We start from the raw sequence: 17,058 nt of genomic DNA, 5'->3' as shown, positions 1-17,058 counted from the left end.
GGCGGCGCCTTCTCGACGGATTGCCGGGGCTGGCCGGCCGCGTGCGGTGTTCAGCCCTGGTAGTCCTCGGCGTGGTCCGCGTGCAGCACCCAATCCGCGGCGCTGAAGCGATCGGAGGCGTGCAGCGCCTGGTGCCAGTAGGGATAGAGCAGATGCGGCCGGCTGACCTTCTCGATCGCCGCGTGTTCATCGTCGCTGAGCTCGAGCTCGGCGCTGGCGAGATTGTCTTCCAGCTGATGTGCCTTGCGTGCGCCGATCACGGCGGTGGTCACGCCCGGACGGGCGGTGATCCAGGCCAGCGCGACCTGGGCTGCGGATACGCCGTGGGCGTCGCCGACTTCCACGAGTGTCTCGATCAGGTCGAACAGGCGCGTTTCGTCGTGAATCGGCGGCTCGTCCCAGCCTTCGGAAATACGCGTGCCTTCGGGCGTGGCCTGATCGCGGCGGTACTTGCCGGAGAGCAGACCGCCGGCCAGCGGGCTCCAGATCATGGTCCCCAGCCCGGCGTCGTGGGCCATCGGCATGAGTTCGTACTCGGCCTCGCGTGCCTGCGGCGTGTAGTGGATCTGCTGGCTGATCGGCTTGGTGAAGCCTTCGCGCTCGCAGACGGCCATCACCTTCATCGCCTGCCAGGCCGAGAAGTTGGAGATGCCGTAGTAGCGGATCTTGCCGTGGCCGACGAGCGTGTCGAGCGTCTGCAGCGTTTCCTCGAGCGGCGTCACGCCGTCCCACATGTGCATCTGGTAGAGATCGATATGGTCGGTGTTCAGTCGCTTGAGGCTGGCCTCGACCTGATCGCGGATATGCAGGCGCGACAGGCCGCCATCGTTGGGCCCGTCGCCCATGGGGAAGCGCACCTTGGTGGTGAGCAGCACGTTGTTGCGCTTGTCGCCGAGGGCCTTGCCCAGGATCTCTTCGGACAGCCCCGCCGAATACATGTTGGCGGTATCGAAGAAGTTCACCCCGCGGTCGATGCTCTGGTCGATCAGCCGGCGGGCGCCGTCGACGTCGGTGTCGCCCACCTTGGCCATGAAGCCTTCGCCGCCGAAGGTCATGGTGCCGAGGGTGAGCTGTGAGACGCGCAGGCCCGAGTTGCCGAGGGTGCGGTACTGCATGGAATGCTCCGTGGATAGCTGTATGGCCCATACGTTAGTGCGACCACGTCGGGATTCAATCAGGCGATCCGATCGCGGCAAGCTAAAATGACGCCTTTTCGGATAAGCCCTGGGGGATGCAACGGCATGGCTTCGTCGATCACCGCGGTCCGGGACCGCGTCGCCACACGGCTCAGGCGCAGCGGGATGCGCCTCGAACACGCATGCCGGTATCTGTTCGATCGCGGCTCACTCATCGAGGCCGGGCAGACGCCGTTCACCGTGATCCATTCGCGGGGGACGGTGCGCCTGCGCTACTACCCGCCGTTGGCGGCCTCCGGTATCGAAGGCCTCGGCAGCCGGCAGCCGGCGGCCCGGCAGGGGCCTCGCACGCCGCTGGTGCTGGTGCCGCCCCTGGCGGTCAACATGCGGGTCTACGATCTGTTCCCACAGCGCAGCCTCGTGCGCTATCTGCGTGCCCGCGGCTTCGAGCTGTATCTGGTGGACTGGGGCGAGCCCGGCCGGGCCGAGGACCGGCTCGGCCTCGCAGACTATTTCGGGACGCTGCTGCCGGCCATGCTCGAGCGCGTCCGCGCGCACAGCGGCGTGCGCGCGGTGTCCCTCCACGGCTGGAGCTTCGGCGGCCTGTTCAGCCTCTGCCACGCGGCGCAGGCGGCACCCGGCGATATCGCGAATCTGGTGTTGGTCGGCACGCCCGTGGACTATCATGACAACGGCGTCCTCGGCGAACGTTACCGGGCGCTGTCGCGGCGGGCGCGATGGCTGCGACGCTGGACCGGCCTCGATGCCCATCGGCTGCCGCCGGGGCTGCTGCGATCCCCCGGCTGGCTCAACGCACTGGTGTTCAAGGCCACCAGCCCGGCGGCCAGCGCGAAGAGTTATCTTCGGCTGCTGCGCAATCTGGATGACGAAGCGGCGGTGCGAGCGCATGCCACGCAGGCCGCCTTTCTGGACGACATGGTCGCCTACCCCGGCGGCGTGGTGGCGGACTTCATCGATCGGCTCTGGGTGGACAACGTACTGGGTTCCGGGCGGCTGCCGGTGGCGGGCGAGGCCCCGACGCTGGCTGCGGTCGACGTGCCCATCTACAACATCACAGGCCGCGGCGACGCGATCGTCACCCCGGCGTGCAGCCGCGCGATGACGCGTTTCGTGGCCAGCCCGGACATCACCTGCGAGACCGTTCGCGGCGGCCATGTCGGCATCGTCTGGAGCGCCACGGCACGGACCGAGACCTGGGGCCGGATCGCCGACTGGCTGATCGCGCGTGACTAACGGCGCGGATCGGCGCGATACACTCGCGGCGAGCGGGCGCGGCGACAGGGAGACAACCGCCATGGCAACCACAGTGGATGCGATCGTCGTCGGGGCGGGCCTGGCCGGTCTGGTCGCGGCCGCGGAACTGGCCGATGCCGGCCGGCAGGTGCTGATCGTGGAGCAGGAAGGCGCGAATTCAGTGGGCGGCCAGGCGCACTGGTCGCTCGGCGGGCTGTTTCTCGTCGACAGTCCGGAGCAGCGCCGGATGCGCATCCGCGACAGCGCCGAGCTCGCCCTGCAGGACTGGCTGGGATCCGCGGCCTTCGACCGGCCGGTGGACTACTGGCCACGGCGCGCCGCCGAGGCCTTCGTCGACTTCGCGGCGGGCGAGATGCGCCCCTGGCTCGCTGCCCAGGGCATGCGCTGGTTTCCGGTCGTGGGCTGGGCGGAGCGCGGCGGCGGCCTCGCACACGGGCACGGCAATTCCGTGCCGCGTTTTCACATCACCTGGGGCACCGGGCCCGGCGTGGTCGCCCCGTTCGAGCGTCGCGTGCGTGCCCACGAGGCCGAGGGGCGACTGCGGCTGGCGTTTCGCCATCGTGTCAGCCGATTGCTCACGACCGCCGGCCGCGTCACGGGCGTGGCCGGTGAAGTGCTGGCCGACGACGGCGTGGCCCGCGGCGAGCGCTCCAGCCGCGATGTCGTCGACACCTTCGAGTACGCCGCCGGCGCGGTGATCGTGACCTCGGGCGGCATCGGCGGCAACCACGAGCTGGTGCGCCGTCACTGGCCGGTCGAGCGGCTCGGCGCGCCGCCGCGGCACATGCTCTCGGGCGTGCCGCACCACGTCGACGGGCGCATGCTGGAGGTCGCGCGGGCGGCCGGCGCCGAGGTGATCAACGGCGATCGCATGTGGCACTACACCGAGGGCATCGCCAACTGGAACCCGATCTGGCCGGCCCACGGCATCCGCATCATTCCGGGGCCGTCGTCGCTGTGGTTCGACGCCGACGGCGCGCGCCTGCCCGCGCACTGCCTGCCGGGCTTCGATACGCTCGCCACGCTCAAGCACATCCTGGCCACCGGCCACGACTATTCCTGGTTCGTGCTCACCCAGAAGATCATCGAGAAGGAGTTCGCGCTCTCCGGCTCCGAGCAGAATCCGGACATGACGTCGCAGCGGTGGTCCGAAGTGCTCAAGAGCCGTCTGTCGAAAGGCGCGCCGGCGCCGGTCGAGGCCTTCAAGCGGCACGGCGAGGATTTCGTCGTCGCCGACAACCTGGATGAGCTGGTGGCCGGCATGAGCCGGCTGGCGGGCAACGATCGCATCGACCGCGACGCGCTGGCGCGCCAGATCGCCGCCCGGGACCGCGAGATCGACCATCCCTATTCGAAGGACGCGCAGATCACGGCCATCCACGGCGCGCGCCGCTATATCGGCGACCGGCTGTTCCGCACCGCCACGCCGCACAAACTGCTCGATCCCGCCAACGGGCCGTTGATCGCGGTGCGCCTGCATATCCTCACGCGCAAGACGCTCGGTGGGCTGCACACCAACGTGGACGGCCAGGTGCTGGATGCCCACATGACGGCGATACCGGGGCTCTACGCCGCCGGCGAGGTGGCCGGCTTCGGCGGGGGCGGCCATCACGGCTACAACGCGCTCGAGGGTAGCTTTCTCGGCGGCTGCATCTTCTCGGGGCGCTGTGCGGGGCGCCACGCCGCGGGACAGGTCTAGCGCCTGGTAACACGTCATACGAGCGCCGCATTGAGAGATCGCACATCGCGCGCGGCAAGGCGCGATTCGCCGATCGTGGCGCGCCCCGATCAAGACGGGCAACGCCGCAGCGCGCCCCGGGTTGATTGTTCATGGGCGGTCCAATCCGAAGGGCCAAGCGCTGTGGTGCGCCAACCCAGCGTTGTAGCCCGCTGGCGCAGACGACGCCTCGTCGTGCCGCCCAACCTGGCCTCGCGCCGCACGATCGAATCACGGACAAGCGCTACCCATGCGGCGGAAGACGGCGGATGAGCCGGTCGAGCGCTACCGCGCCTCGCGCCCGGTCCGGCATGCCGCGTTGACCGAGGCCAGTGCACTGGCAGGTCCGGGGTCGCCAGCCGAGAGGGTGTCCGACGCCGGGCCAGGCGGTGTCGCCGCTGCGAAACGCCGTGGCGATAGGCGACAGGGACGGCACGACACGGCCCGGCGTCGTGGTGCCGGGTCGTGACGGACGCCGCATTCCGGCCCGGCAGAGCGGATCGCCCGACGTCGCAGCATCGCCCCCCGTTCGCGGTGGCGAGCCGCCGTGTCAGAAGATGGCCGGCGGGCCCGCCCACCCCTGCGGGCCGGCGCGTATCGATCGCGCCTAGCGGGGCGCGGTTGTCCCGCGGGTTCAGTCGATACGCCGCAGCTCCACGGTCGCCACGCCGCTTTCGATCATGCCAAGCCGTTCGGCGGCCGCGCGCGACAGGTCGATGATGCGGCCGTCGGCATAGGGGCCGCGGTCGTTGATGCGCACGGTGACGGTGCGTCCGTTGTCGACGTTGGTCACCCGCACGCGTGTGCCCAGGGCGAGACGGCGGTGGGCGGCGGTCAGTGCCCGCGGGTCGAAGGCTTCGCCACTGGCGGTCGTGCGCCCGGCGAAACGGGCGCCGTAGTAGGTGGCCTCGCCGGATTGATAGACGGGCGCGGCGGCCTCGGCTGGCGGCTCGGCAACGCCGTCCGGCGTTGGCGCTGGGCGCGGCCCCGCACAGCCGGCGAGGACGGTGACGACCAGCATCCAGACCCGGATGCGGCGCGCACCGAAGCCGCGGACGGGCCCGCCGGCGGGTCGGTGCTGGCGGCCGCCCGCCCGCGCCCGGCAGAATCGGCCGGGTTCTTGCTTATGAGCGAACAGGCCGGGGGGCCGGAGCGCGCGCGTAGACAACACAAAGCGTCCTCCCCAGTTCGAGGGCGTCCGACAGGTGCGTATGCAACACAAGGTACTATTGTTCGATCTGGACGGCACGCTGACCGACCCGCGCGAGGGCATCACGCGCTGCGTGCAGTTCGCGCTGGCGCGCCAGAACATCCGGATCGACGATCTGGCCCGGCTGGAGTGCTTCATCGGGCCCCCGCTCAAGGATGCGTTCATGCAGTTTTACGGCATGGACGATGCCTGCGCCTGGCAGGCCGTGACGGACTACCGCGAGCGTTTCGCCCGCGACGGCATGTTCGAGAACCGCCCCTACGACGGCATCCGCGATCTGTTGGCCGCCCTCAAGCGGGGCGGGCGCCAGCTGTTCGTGGCCACCTCCAAGCCCTGGTTCTTCGCGCGCAAGATCGTGGCCCACTTCGATCTCGATGGGTTCTTCAGCAACGTTTACGGCAGCGAGCTCGACGGCCAGCGGGCCGAGAAACACGCGCTGATCGCCCATATCCTGCGCGAGGAAAAACTGCGGGCCGCCGACGTGCTCATGATCGGCGACCGCCGGTTCGATCTGATCGGTGCGCACCACAACGGCATCGCCAGTGCTGCGGTCGGCTACGGCTACGGCAGCCGCGAGGAGTTGCTGGCCGAGCATCCGGCCTATTTCTTCGAGTCGCTCGCCGAGATGCGGCGCACGCTCGTGGTATAGGGGCTGCTGAGGTTTCGTACGCGTCGGCGCCAAGCGCGTCGCGTCCTGAAAAATAGACCATGGGCGGCAAGACGACGCGTCATGCGCGCCGAGCAGTCACTCTGCACCAGCGTGCTACAACGCTGGATTGCCGTATCTTGTTGATTCGTGGTCGCTTGTTCCGGCGAGTTGGACCGCTCATGCAATGACCATGGGCGGTTGGCGGCGTTGCGAGCCCGGGTCGTGGCACGCCACGATCCGGACGGGCAACGCCGCAGTGCGCCCGGGGTCGATGGTTCATCGGCGGCCCGCCCCGACGGGCCGGGCGCCGTGGTGCATCTGGGCCCGCGCGCGCGGCTGCGCTAGGCTAGCGCGCTTTGCCCACTTCGACCGGGAGTCGACTGCATGAGTGAATCCGCCGAGCGCACGCCACTGTCCGAACTGCTGGCCGGGTTTACGGCCACCGAGAGCGGCCATCGAGTGCAGGTCCCCGCGGACTGGCTGCAGGGGCGCGCGGTCTATGGCGGCCTGTCCGCGGCGCTGGCGCTGCACTCGGCCCACGGTGCGCTCGACGCGCTGCCGCCGCTGCGCTCGGTCCAGCTCACGTTCATCGGGCCGGCGGGCAGCGACGTGGAGCTGCGGCCGGTCCTGGACCGGCGCGGCAAATCCACCGCATTCGTGAGCGTGGATATCGTCAGCGACGGTCGGCTCGCCGTGCGTGCGGCGTTGTGCTTCGGTGCGGCGCGGGATTCGCGCCTGGCCGCGGGCGGCCCGCTCGCGCCGGCCGTCAGCGGGCCGGAAACCAGCGATCCCTTCTTTCGTCGCGGCGTCGACGGCCGCCATCTCGGCCCCAACTTCGCGCAGCATTTCAACAGCCGACATGCGGCCGGCGGCCTGCCGATGTCCGGTGCGGACGCCGCCGACTTCACCGTCTGGCTGCAGCACAAGGACACGGCCATGGCGGATTCGCTCGTCGGCCTGGTGGCGCTGGCCGACGCGCTGCCGCCGGCCGCCATGGCCAGCTTCGTCGAGCCGGCGCCGATCAGTACCATGACCTGGATGTTCGATCTGCTCACCGGCGATCCGCGCACCGACGACGGCTGGTGGCTGTGCCGGAGCACCGCCGATGCCACGCGCGACGGTTATTCCTCGCAGGCGATGACGATATGGAATCGAGCGGGCGAACCGGTGGTGGCCGGCCGCCAGAACGTGGCGATCTTCTATTGAACGCCGCGCCCGTGGCTTGAGCGGCACGCCGGCCGCCGCGGCGCATCGGGAATAACGCGTATAGGCGTCTCCGCGGCCACGACCTAGCCTTGGACGGACCTTTTCGCAATCGAGGTTCGCCCCATGAGTGACAAGCAGTTCCCCGCCCAGTCGCAGCAGACCCAGCCCGGCGACGAGGGCGAGATGACGCCCGAGCCGGAGTACATCCGCGCCGACTATCAGGGCACCGGCCGGCTGCAGGACCGCGTGGCCGTGATCACCGGCGGCGACAGCGGCATCGGCCGCGCGGTGGCGGTGCACTATGCCGCCGAGGGCGCGGATGTGGTGCTGGTGTATCTCGACGAGGACGACGACGCGCGCGAGACCGGGCGGCTGGTCGAGGCGCGCGGGCGCCGCTGCGAACTGCTGCGCGGCGATGTGGGCGATGCGGCCTTCTGCCGCGAGGTGGTCGAGCGCACGCTCGAGCGCTTCGGCCGGATCAACATCCTCGTCAACAACGCGGCCGAACAGTACGACTGGAACGACGTCACCCGGATCCCCGAGGACCAGCTGCTGCGCACCTTCCAGACCAATATCTTCAGCCATTTCCACATGGCCAAGGCCGCGGTGCCACATATGGGCGAAGGCGACACCATCATCGCCACCTCCTCGGTGAACGCCTTCAAGGGCAGCGACACCCTGATCGACTATTCGGCCACCAAGGGCGCGATCCAGGGCCTGGTGCGGTCGCTAGCGCAGTCCTTGGTCGATGAGGGCATCCGCGTGAACGCGGTCGCGCCCGGGCCGGTCTGGACGCCGCTCATACCCGCCAGCTTCGGGCCCGAGAAGACCGCGCACTTCGGCGGCCAGGTGCCGATGGACCGGGCCGCCCAGCCGAGCGAGATCGGCCCGGCCTACGTCTATCTCGCCAGCCGGGAATCGTCCTACATGACCGGTCAGACGCTGCATCTGAACGGCGGCGTGATCCTCAACACCTGAGCGCGCGGCCGGCGCGGCGATCCAGCCCCGCGGGCCCGGTGCCCGCCTATCGGCAGGCGCCGAGCCCGGGTACAGCGCGCCCCACGGTTGCGAATACGTCTTATTTGACCCATGCGTACGGTTTAAATAATAATCATTCTCATTATCACGCGGCCCGGCCGATCGTCCTGATGGGGCCGGGCTCGCTCACCAGGGAGAATGGGGATGTATACGGTAGAGTTTGGTCGCGATCACGCGGGGGCGCGGCCGTGGGTTCGCGTCCTGGCATGCGGTGCACTCGGGCTTGGCATGTCGGCGCTGCCCGTGCTCGCGCTCGCCCAGGTGGGCGACACGGACGGCGACGCCCAGCGCACCGAGTCGCTGGGCGAAATCGGTAGCGGCGGCTCGGGCGCTGCGACGAACGACCGTCTGGGCTCGCAGTCCCTGGATCCGCTCATGGTCCAGGGCGAGGCGATCAACAGCGCCGATGCGCCGACCACCGGCTATTCGGCCGACGCCACCCGCGCGGCCACCAAGACCGACACGCCGCTCATCCAGACCCCGCAGGCCATCGACGTGGTCCCGCGCGAACAGGTCGAGGACCAGGGCGCGCGCACCATCAACAACGCGCTGCGCTACACCCCCGGCGTGTTCACCGGCCTGGCCGGTTCGTCCTCGCGCCAGACCACCATCGCGCTGCGCGGCTTTCCCGGCGGCGACGTGAACAACACCTTCCTGGACGGCCTGCGCCTGGCCAACGATCCGGGCGCCTATTCCAATATCCAGATCGACCCGTTCTTTGTCGAACGCATCGACGTCATCAAGGGCGCGCTGTCGGCGCTCTACGGCCGCGCGCAGCCCGGCGGTCTGGTCAACTACGTGACCAAGAAGCCGCTGGCCGAGCAGCAGGGCCTGGCGCGCGTCTACGGCGGCAGCTTCGGCACCTACGGCGCCGGTCTGGATCTGACCGGGCCGCTGCCGAATCCCGAGATCGGCAACTACCGCGTGACGGTCAGCGGGGAGACCAGTGACACCCAGTACGACGTGGTCGAGCGCGAGCGCTTCACGATCATGCCGCAGGTGGACTTCAATCTCGCCGACGACACCTCGCTGCTGCTCCAGGCCTATGTCCAGCGTGATCCCGAGGGCGGTTTTCACGGCTCGGTGCCCTACGACATCAGCGTCGACGGCGGGCGTTTCGGGCGCACGGTCGATGATGAATGGGTCGATGCCGCACGCAATTACGAAACCTTCGATCGCGATATCAATATGTTCTCCTTCCACCTCGACCACGAAGTCAACGACAACGTGACGCTGACCTCGAAGGGGCGTTATGCCGAGGTCGAAACGTCGCTGGAACAGGTCTATCAGAACGGCTTTCTTGCCGATGTGCCGCAGGCAACGCTGGATTTCCGCGAGGACAATACGCCCGGAATCCCGGCCGGCTATTACGACCAGTTTTCACCCAACGCTCTCGATCGCTTCTACTCCCGCGCGGAAGAGGATCTGACTTCGATCAGCTTCGACAACTACGCCGAGTTCGGTTTCGATACCGGTGAGATCGAGCACCGGATGGTGGCCGGTTTCGGCTACGAAGAACGCGAAAACTCGGTTCGCTACGCCAGCGGCTACCTCGCGAGCCCGCTCGAGTCGTTCGATCCCGATTACGGCGGCGATCCGATCCTCGATGACGACAGTCTCGCGCCGGCCAACGATCGAAAGACACGCCAGGTCGGCCTCTATCTGCAGGATCAGATGGAATGGAATCGCTTCCATCTGGTCCTCGGCGGTCGTCAGGACTATCTCAAACGTGAATACACCACCGGCTCGACCGGCGAACGCCTCGAGCGAAGCGACGACGCCTTCACCGGCCGCGCGGCGTTGCTGTATCAATCGCAGATCGGCTTGTCGCCGTACGTGTCGTACAGCGAAGGATTCAACCCCAGCGCCTATACGCCGTTCAACGGCGAGATCGCGTCGCCGGTCGAAAGCCACCAGTACGAGGCGGGTTTGAAGTACCAGCCGCCGGGCGTCGACGCCATGTTTACGCTGGCGGTCTACGACCTGACCCAGGAAAACGTGCAGCAGCGATTCCAGGTGGAACCGGCGCGCTTCGACAGCGTGGGCGATGTGGAATCCCAGGGCATCGAATTGTCGGCGCGGGCGGATATCACCGACCGCATCAACGTGATTGCCTCCTATTCGCACAGCAACGTCGAGTATGCCGACAACTTCCCCGACCTGGGCGTGATCGAAGGCAACACCTTCACCCGCACGCCGGACGACCTGGCCTCGGCCTGGGCGAAATACGATCTTACGCCTGCGATCGACGTGGGCGCGGGCGTGCGCTATGTCGGCGAAAGCTATGCCGATAGCGCGAACACGCTGACCGTGCCCGATTACACGCTCGCCGACGCCATGGTCAGCGTGAAGCTCGGCGAATTCGCGCCGTCGATGGACGGCGCCACGCTGCGGCTCAACGCCAACAACGTCTTCGACAAGGAATATGTCGAAGCCTGCTTCAGCCAGACGAACTGCTACTACGGCTACGCCCGCGAGGTGATCGCGACGCTGGATTATCAGTTCTAGGCGGTAGTCGGCCGCAGGGCCGCGGCCCGCTGTCGTCACGGCGGCGGGCGCGGTTCGGATATCGAAATAAGAACGAGGGGCAGGGCCTGCGCGCCGCGGCGCGCGGGGCGAAGTGTTTTTATCTCGACACGGAGGGTGGCGCCATGCGCACCTCGACCCCGGTACCGTCGATACATGACGGTGCCGATGCCACGGGCGATCCGGAGATCGCCCGTTCCGCCCAGCTGTTCAACGAACACAATCTCGACCTTTATCGCGATCAGGTCCACCAGGCGGCGGACGCGGTCGCGGCGGCCCTGCGTCGGGCGCGGCATGTGCACAGCGGCGTGCGGCCCGACGAGCTGGCGCCCGATTTCGAGGCGCTCGATCTGGATACGCCGCCGGGCGATATGCCGGCCGCGCTCGACGAGCTGCGCCGGCTCTATCTCGACCACGCGGTGTATTTTCATCATCCGCGCTATGCGGCGCACCTGAACTGCCCGGTGCTGGTGCCGTCGGTCGCGGCCGAGGTGGTGCTCAGCGCGATCAACTCGTCGCTGGATACCTGGGACCAGAGCGCAGGTGCGACCTTCATCGAGCAGAAGCTCATCGCCTGGACGGCGGCCCGGGCCGGCCTGCCGGAGGCCGCCGACGGCGTGTTCACCAGCGGCGGCACGCAATCGAATCTCATGGCCGTGCTGCTCATGCGCGATGCCTGGTGCGCGCGCGAATATGGCCACGGCCGCGTGCAGACGCACGGGCTGCCGGCGGCGGCCTCGCGCCTGCGAATCTTCGTCTCCGAGGCGAGTCATTTCAGCCTGGCCAAGGCCGCCGCGCTGCTGGGCCTGGGCCACGAGGCGGTCGTGGGCGTGGCCTGCGACGGCGCCCGGCGCATGGACGTGGCCGCGCTCGAGCGTGCGATCGCGCACAGCCGCGAGCAGGGTGATATCCCGATCGCCGTGGTGGCCACGCTTGGCACCACCGACTTCGGCAGCCTGGACGATCTCGGCCCGATCGGCGCGGTCTGCGACGCGCAGCATCTCTGGCTGCACGTGGATGCGGCCTACGGCTGCGGGCTGCTGGTGTCGATCGCGCATCGGGCGCGCATCGCCGGGCTTGAACGCGCGGATTCGCTGACCGTCGACTATCACAAGTCGTTCTTCCAGCCGGTCAGCTGCAGTGCGTTCATCGTCGCCGACGGCGCGCAGCTCGGTCTGGTCACCCATCATGCGGACTATCTGAACCCGCGCGAGGCGGCCGCGGCTGGCACGCCCGATCAGGTCAACAAGTCGCTGCAGACGACCAAGCGCTTCGACGCTCTCAAACTGTGGCTGACCCTGCGCACGGTCGGCGCGGACGCGGTGGGCGCGGCCTTCGACGGCGCGATCGCGCTTGCACGGGCCACCTGCGAGCTCATGCTCGCCGAGCCGCGCCTGGAACTGCTGCATCGGCCCGAGCTGAGCACGATCGTGTTCCGCTACCGGCCGTGCCTGACCACGTCCGAGGCCGAACTCGACCGCCTCAACGGCGCGATCCGGGCGCAGCTCGCGCGCGACGGCGAGGCCATGATCGCGGCGACCCGGGTCGGCGGCCGGCGCTATCTCAAGTTCACGCTGCTTAACGCCGCGACCACGGTCGAACAGATGCGCGAGATCGTCGATCTCGTGCTCGAATATGGCCGGGCGAACGAGGTCGGCGCGGTGCCGGGCTCGGCCGCCGTCAACGCGCAGTGGCGCCGTCATGGTTGAGCCCGCCATGCACATTCACGACGTCGCCGGCATCGGCATCGGGCCGTTCAATCTGGGCCTGGCTGCGTTGTCCGCGCCCATCGACGATCTCGACGCCGTATTCATCGACGAGAACGATCACTTCGATTGGCATCCCGGGCTGCTGCTGGAGGGCGCGACCCTGCAGACGCCGTTCATGGCCGATCTGGTCACACTCGCCGCCCCGACCAGCGACTACAGCTTTCTCAACTATCTCAAGCAGACCGGGCGCATCTACGCGTTCTATATCCGCGAGCAGTTCCATATGCTGCGCGCGGAGTACAACCAGTACTGCCGCTGGGTCTGTGAACGCCTGGACAATCTGGTGTTCGGCACGCGCGTGGTGGCGCTTGCCCACGACGCCGCGGCCGGCTGCTACACGCTCACGTTGGAAGATACGGCCACCGGCGCCCGCCGCGAACTGCGCGCCCGCGCGCTGGTGCTGGGCACCGGGCCCGACGTGCATGTGCCGGCCTGCTGCCGCGAACTGGGCGGGCGCGTGGTGCACGCCAGCGCCTTCGCCCACGAGCGCGCACGCCTGCAGGCCGGCGAGTCGATCACCGTGGTCGGCAGCGGCCAGAGCGCGGCCGAGGTCTTCCATGCGCTGCTGGCCGAACAGCCGCGGCACGGCTACCGGCTCGACTGGTTCACCCGTTCGCCGCGCTTTTTCGCGCTCAACTACGACAAGCTCACCCTGGAGATGACCTCGCCGGAGTACGTCGATTATTTCCACGGCCTGTCGGAACACCGCCGCCACCGGCTCGGCGAGGACCACAAATCGCTCTACAAGGGCATCGACGAGTCGCTGATCAACGCCATCTACGACCTCATGTACGAGCGCGATGTGGCCGGCACCCTGGACGTCGGCCTGCAGGCCAACGTCGAACTGCGCGACGCCCGCCACGACGCCGTTCGAGACACGATCGAACTGGATTTCGTTCAGCACGAGCAGGGCGCGGGTTTCACCCATCGCAGCGCGTCGCTGGTGCTGGCCACCGGGTTTGCGTATCGCGTGCCGGACTATATCGACGGCATCGCCGATCGGATCCGCTGGGACGAGCAGGGGCGCTTCGACGTGTCGCGCGATTACGCCGTCGACCACGCGAACGCCGAGATTTTCGTTCAGAACGCCGAGATCCATACCCACGGCTTCGTCACGCCGGATCTGGGCATGGCCTGCTATCGCAACGCCTGCATTCTGCGTGCGCTCACCGGCGTCGAGCATTACCCGATCGAGCGGCGTATCGCCTTTCAGCAGTTTGCGGTGCAAACGCCGGATACGCCGGCCGTGAATCGTCGCCGTACGCCGGCCTGAATCGCCTCGCCGCGCGGCACTGACTGCATGCCCTGACAGGAGACGAGCTTGACCGACACCCGCGTTATACAGGCGTGCCGGATTCCCGGTATCGGCGAACTGGCAATCACGCCGTTCGATATCGAGCGCCACGTACCGACGGCCCATGACTGGCTGCGCAGCGACCACGCCCGCTTCTGGGGTATGCAGTCGCTGACCGCGCCGCAGGTTCGCGACTACTTCCTGCGGCTCGCCGCGTCGTTCGACTTCGATGCCTTCATCGGTCTGCATGACGGCGTGCCGGCATTTCTCATGGAGCGCTACGCCCCGGCTGCCGAGGCCATCGGCGCGCACTACGACGTCCAGCCCGGCGATATCGGCATGCACGTGCTCGTCGCCCCGGCGGACAGGCGCATTCCCGGTTTCACCTGGGCGGTGTTCGTCCAGATCATGGATTGCCTGTTCGCCGATGCGCAGGTCGAGCGGGTCGTGGTCGAGCCGGACGTCGCCAACGAAGGCATTCATCCGATCAACCGCCGCGCCGGTTTCGTCTATCACCGCCGCGTCGAACTGCCCGGCAAGACCGCGTGGTTCGCCACCTGCACCCGTGCGGACTATGCCGCCGCGCGGGCCCACCCGCACAACGCCCCCGCCGCCGCAGCAAGGACCCGCTCATGAGCCGCATGCCTATCGTCGCAACCGAACAGGCCATCGCCCATCTCGATGCCGGCACCTGGGCCCGCGCGAACGCCCGGTTGGTCGTGAAGATGCTCGCCGAGTTCAGCCACGAGCTACTGATCGCCCCCGTACCCGAGACCGAGCCGCACGCCGCGGATTCGGCCGTCTACACGCTGACCACCCACGATGCGCGGGTGCGCTATCGTTTTCGTGCCACGGTGCGCGCACTCGAACACTGGCATATCGAGCCCGCGACACTGGAAAAGACCGTCGACGGCGCCCCCGCGCCGCTCGACGCCGTCGAACTCGTGCTGGAACTGCGCGCGCAGCTGGGCATCGGCGATGCGGCCCTGCCGACGTATCTCGAGGAGATCACCGCCACCCTCTACAGCCTGGCCTGGAAGCTCGCCGCCGGCGGGCTACGGGCGCGCGATGTCGTCGATGCCGACTTCCAGCAGATCGAGGCGGCGATGACCGAGGGCCATCCCGCCTTCATCGCCAACAGCGGGCGCGTGGGTTTCGACAGCATCGACTACCGCGCCTATACGCCAGAGGCCGCCGCGCCGATACGCCTGGTCTGGGTCGCGGCCCACGTCAGCCGTGCACAGTTCACGTGCAGCGCGGACCGCAGCTACGCCGAGCATCTCGCCGGCGAACTGGACGCCGCCGATCGCACGGCCTTCGCCGAGCGCCTCGAAGCGCGCGGGCTGGACGCCGACGACTATCGCTTTATGCCCGTGCATCCGTGGCAGTGGCACAACCGCATCGTCTACGCCTTCGCCGGCGAGATCGCGGCCGAGCGGCTGGTGTACCTCGGCTTCAGCCAGAATGCCTACCAGGCACAGCAGTCCATCCGCACGCTTTTCAACCGCGACGCGCCCACGCGCTGCTACGTGAAGATGGCGCTATCGATCCTCAACATGGGCTTCACCCGCGGGCTGTCGCCGTACTACATGCGCGGCACGCCCGAGATCAACGACTGGATCGATCGTCTGCTGCGCGGCGATGCCTACCTGTGTGACAAGGGATTCACGATCCTGCGCGAAGTCGCCGCCATCGGCTATCGCCATCCGCATTTCGAAGCCGCCGCGCCCAGTACCGACGGCGCCAACAAGATGCTCGCGGCGCTCTGGCGCGAAAGCCCGTACAACCAGGTCGAGGCCTCGCAGCGGCTCATGACCATGGCTGCGCTGCTGCATCGGGACGCCGAAAGCGCCTCGGTGATCGGCGAGCTCGTCGACGCCTCGCCGCTGGATATCGACGCCTGGCTGGCGCGCTATCTCGACGCTTACATGAGCCCGTTGCTGCACTGCTTCTATGCGCATGATCTCGTGTTCATGCCGCACGGGGAGAACATCATTCTCGTGCTGGAGGACAACGTGCCGGTGCGCGCGATCATGAAGGACATCGCCGAGGAGGTGGGCATCATGAACACCGACGTCGAACTGCCCGGCGAGGTCGCCCGCCTGGCGGTCGAGGTGCCGGAAGAGCTCAAGGTGTTGAGCTTGTTCACCGATCTGTTCGATCTGATCTTTCGCTATATCGCGGACATCCTCGCCGACGAGCGCGGCTATCCGCCGCAGGCGTTCTGGCAGCGGGTGGCCGACTGCGTGCGCGCCTACCAGGCCGCGCATCCCGAGTTCGCCGACAAGTTCGCGCGTTACGACCTGTTCGCGCCCGCGTTCAAGCGCTCCTGTCTCAATCGGCTGCAGCTGCGCAACAACGCCCAGATGATCGATCTCGACGATCCGGCCGGCCATCTGCAGTTCGCCGGCACGCTGGCCAATCCGATCGCCGATCTCTAGCCGGCCGCGTGTCCGACCGGCGCCCGGCGCCGGTTAACGAGCGCTTGGCTCGTGGGTCGGACATGGGATAATGCCGGTCTGGTCGATCGGCACAAACGCATACCATGGCCGAACACAGTCTCTGGCAGATGACTCTCGGCGAATTCCGCGACGCGATCGAGTCGCGCTCCATGCCCGGCTGCGGCGCGGCGGCGGCCAGTTCCGCAGCGATCGGCCTGGCGCTCGTGCTCAAGGGGCTGCGTATCAGCGAGTCCAAGGCGGCCTGGGCCGAGCGCGCACGGCTGATCGAGCGCGCCGACGCCCAGCTCGCCGCGCTCGGCGATTACGCCGATGAGGACGTGCAGGCGTTCAACGCCTACCTCGCGGCGCGCCGGGACACGGCGGGCGAGGGCGCGCTGCAGGCGGCCGTCGAACGCATCAACCGCGTACCGGTGGATACCGCTCGCTGCTGTCTGGAGGCGCTCGAACTGGCGGTGGCCGCGCGCGGGCTCACCCGCGAGAGCCTGCACAGCGATACCGACGCCGGCGCACGCCTGCTGCATTCCGGGCTCGCCGTGGTGTTGCTGAACGTCGACGCCAACGTGCGTAACCTCGACGATGCCGGCGAACGCGAGGCGCTCGCACGCACACGCGAACAATTACAGACGGCCGCGGATCACGCGCTGGAGCGTTTGTCGGCAAGCGGTTAAGCTTCGCGTCCTCGCCCGGATCCGGGCATCGGTGCGTGATCGCCGTCCACGTACAGTATTTTGCGAAAACGACGCCGCATCTGCCGTGGCGCCGGTCAGAGGGTGAAG

The 17,058-nt window shown here is 68.1% G+C and carries 13 protein-coding genes; 11 read left to right on the top strand and 2 right to left on the bottom strand.

All coding sequences use genetic code 11. The features are described from left to right. Positions 1 to 50 precede the first annotated feature (50 nt). Positions 51 to 1,115: an aldo/keto reductase gene (locus tag SAHL_RS00120; RefSeq protein ID WP_123589385.1), complete on the bottom strand. Its 1,065-nt coding sequence runs from the start codon at positions 1,113 to 1,115 to the stop codon at positions 51 to 53. Positions 1,116 to 1,241: 126 nt separating this feature from the next. Between SAHL_RS00120 and SAHL_RS00115 the strand changes: the two genes are divergently transcribed. Continuing rightward, positions 1,242 to 2,390 (top strand): alpha/beta fold hydrolase, encoded by a 1,149-nt coding sequence (locus tag SAHL_RS00115; protein WP_123589384.1) that lies wholly within the window; start codon positions 1,242 to 1,244, stop codon positions 2,388 to 2,390. A 61-nt stretch (positions 2,391 to 2,451) separates the two neighbouring features. After that, complete coding sequence (locus SAHL_RS00110; RefSeq protein WP_123589383.1) at positions 2,452 to 4,110, top strand: FAD-binding dehydrogenase; 1,659 nt, start codon at positions 2,452 to 2,454, stop codon at positions 4,108 to 4,110. A gap of 652 nt (positions 4,111 to 4,762) precedes the next feature. Here SAHL_RS00110 and SAHL_RS00105 read toward each other — a convergent pair. Next, positions 4,763 to 5,149 carry a septal ring lytic transglycosylase RlpA family protein gene (locus tag SAHL_RS00105; RefSeq protein WP_123589382.1) on the bottom strand — a complete coding sequence of 129 codons (387 nt, stop codon included), beginning with the start codon at positions 5,147 to 5,149 and terminating at the stop codon, positions 4,763 to 4,765. 190 nt (positions 5,150 to 5,339) lie between these two features. On the opposite strand from SAHL_RS00105, the gene SAHL_RS00100 reads away from it, so the two are divergent. The 9 genes from SAHL_RS00100 to SAHL_RS00060 all read left to right on the top strand — a co-directional run bounded on the left by SAHL_RS00100 (position 5,340) and on the right by SAHL_RS00060 (position 16,950). Beyond that, on the top strand, positions 5,340 to 5,987 hold the full coding sequence (locus tag SAHL_RS00100) for an HAD hydrolase-like protein (protein WP_123589381.1): 648 nt from the start codon (positions 5,340 to 5,342) through the stop codon (positions 5,985 to 5,987). Between the two features lie 384 nt (positions 5,988 to 6,371). After that, the gene (locus SAHL_RS00095) at positions 6,372 to 7,193 is read left to right on the top strand and encodes a thioesterase family protein (RefSeq protein ID WP_123589380.1); all 822 of its coding nucleotides are present in this window, start codon (positions 6,372 to 6,374) and stop codon (positions 7,191 to 7,193) included. 123 nt (positions 7,194 to 7,316) lie between these two features. Continuing rightward, positions 7,317 to 8,171: an SDR family oxidoreductase gene (locus SAHL_RS00090; protein WP_123589379.1), complete on the top strand. Its 855-nt coding sequence runs from the start codon at positions 7,317 to 7,319 to the stop codon at positions 8,169 to 8,171. Between the two features lie 288 nt (positions 8,172 to 8,459). Continuing rightward, entirely contained in the window at positions 8,460 to 10,739 is a 2,280-nt protein-coding gene (locus tag SAHL_RS00085) for a TonB-dependent siderophore receptor (protein WP_184947062.1), read from the top strand. Between the two features lie 143 nt (positions 10,740 to 10,882). After that, complete coding sequence (locus SAHL_RS00080; protein WP_123589377.1) at positions 10,883 to 12,466, top strand: pyridoxal phosphate-dependent decarboxylase family protein; 1,584 nt, start codon at positions 10,883 to 10,885, stop codon at positions 12,464 to 12,466. Positions 12,467 to 12,473: 7 nt separating this feature from the next. Next, positions 12,474 to 13,799: a lysine N(6)-hydroxylase/L-ornithine N(5)-oxygenase family protein gene (locus SAHL_RS00075; RefSeq protein ID WP_245968338.1), complete on the top strand. Its 1,326-nt coding sequence runs from the start codon at positions 12,474 to 12,476 to the stop codon at positions 13,797 to 13,799. 48 nt (positions 13,800 to 13,847) lie between these two features. Continuing rightward, positions 13,848 to 14,456 carry a GNAT family N-acetyltransferase gene (locus SAHL_RS00070; protein ID WP_123589375.1) on the top strand — a complete coding sequence of 203 codons (609 nt, stop codon included), beginning with the start codon at positions 13,848 to 13,850 and terminating at the stop codon, positions 14,454 to 14,456. Next, entirely contained in the window at positions 14,453 to 16,261 is a 1,809-nt protein-coding gene (locus SAHL_RS00065; RefSeq protein ID WP_123589374.1) for an IucA/IucC family protein, read from the top strand. The genes SAHL_RS00070 and SAHL_RS00065 overlap by 4 nt, the downstream gene beginning before the upstream one ends. A gap of 104 nt (positions 16,262 to 16,365) precedes the next feature. Further along, entirely contained in the window at positions 16,366 to 16,950 is a 585-nt protein-coding gene (locus SAHL_RS00060; protein ID WP_123589373.1) for a cyclodeaminase/cyclohydrolase family protein, read from the top strand. The last annotated feature ends 108 nt before the right edge of the window (positions 16,951 to 17,058 follow it).

The sequence above is a fragment of the Salinisphaera orenii subsp. halophila YIM 95161 genome (assembly GCF_003732545.1).
GTDB lineage: Bacteria > Pseudomonadota > Gammaproteobacteria > Nevskiales > Salinisphaeraceae > Salinisphaera > Salinisphaera orenii_A.
This window is presented reverse-complemented; position numbering and strand designations above follow the sequence as displayed.

Coding starts and splice junctions, on each gene's coding strand:
- SAHL_RS00095 (WP_123589380.1), top strand. CDS start 6,372: ATGAGTGAATCCGCCGAGCGCACGCCACTGTCCGAACTGCTGGCCGGG.
- SAHL_RS00065 (WP_123589374.1), top strand. CDS start 14,453: ATGAGCCGCATGCCTATCGTCGCAACCGAACAGGCCATCGCCCATCTC.
- SAHL_RS00100 (WP_123589381.1), top strand. CDS start 5,340: ATGCAACACAAGGTACTATTGTTCGATCTGGACGGCACGCTGACCGAC.
- SAHL_RS00085 (WP_184947062.1), top strand. CDS start 8,460: ATGTCGGCGCTGCCCGTGCTCGCGCTCGCCCAGGTGGGCGACACGGAC.
- SAHL_RS00090 (WP_123589379.1), top strand. CDS start 7,317: ATGAGTGACAAGCAGTTCCCCGCCCAGTCGCAGCAGACCCAGCCCGGC.
- SAHL_RS00060 (WP_123589373.1), top strand. CDS start 16,366: ATGGCCGAACACAGTCTCTGGCAGATGACTCTCGGCGAATTCCGCGAC.
- SAHL_RS00115 (WP_123589384.1), top strand. CDS start 1,242: ATGGCTTCGTCGATCACCGCGGTCCGGGACCGCGTCGCCACACGGCTC.
- SAHL_RS00120 (WP_123589385.1), bottom strand. CDS start 1,115: ATGCAGTACCGCACCCTCGGCAACTCGGGCCTGCGCGTCTCACAGCTC.
- SAHL_RS00110 (WP_123589383.1), top strand. CDS start 2,452: ATGGCAACCACAGTGGATGCGATCGTCGTCGGGGCGGGCCTGGCCGGT.
- SAHL_RS00075 (WP_245968338.1), top strand. CDS start 12,474: ATGCACATTCACGACGTCGCCGGCATCGGCATCGGGCCGTTCAATCTG.
- SAHL_RS00080 (WP_123589377.1), top strand. CDS start 10,883: ATGCGCACCTCGACCCCGGTACCGTCGATACATGACGGTGCCGATGCC.
- SAHL_RS00105 (WP_123589382.1), bottom strand. CDS start 5,149: ATGCTGGTCGTCACCGTCCTCGCCGGCTGTGCGGGGCCGCGCCCAGCG.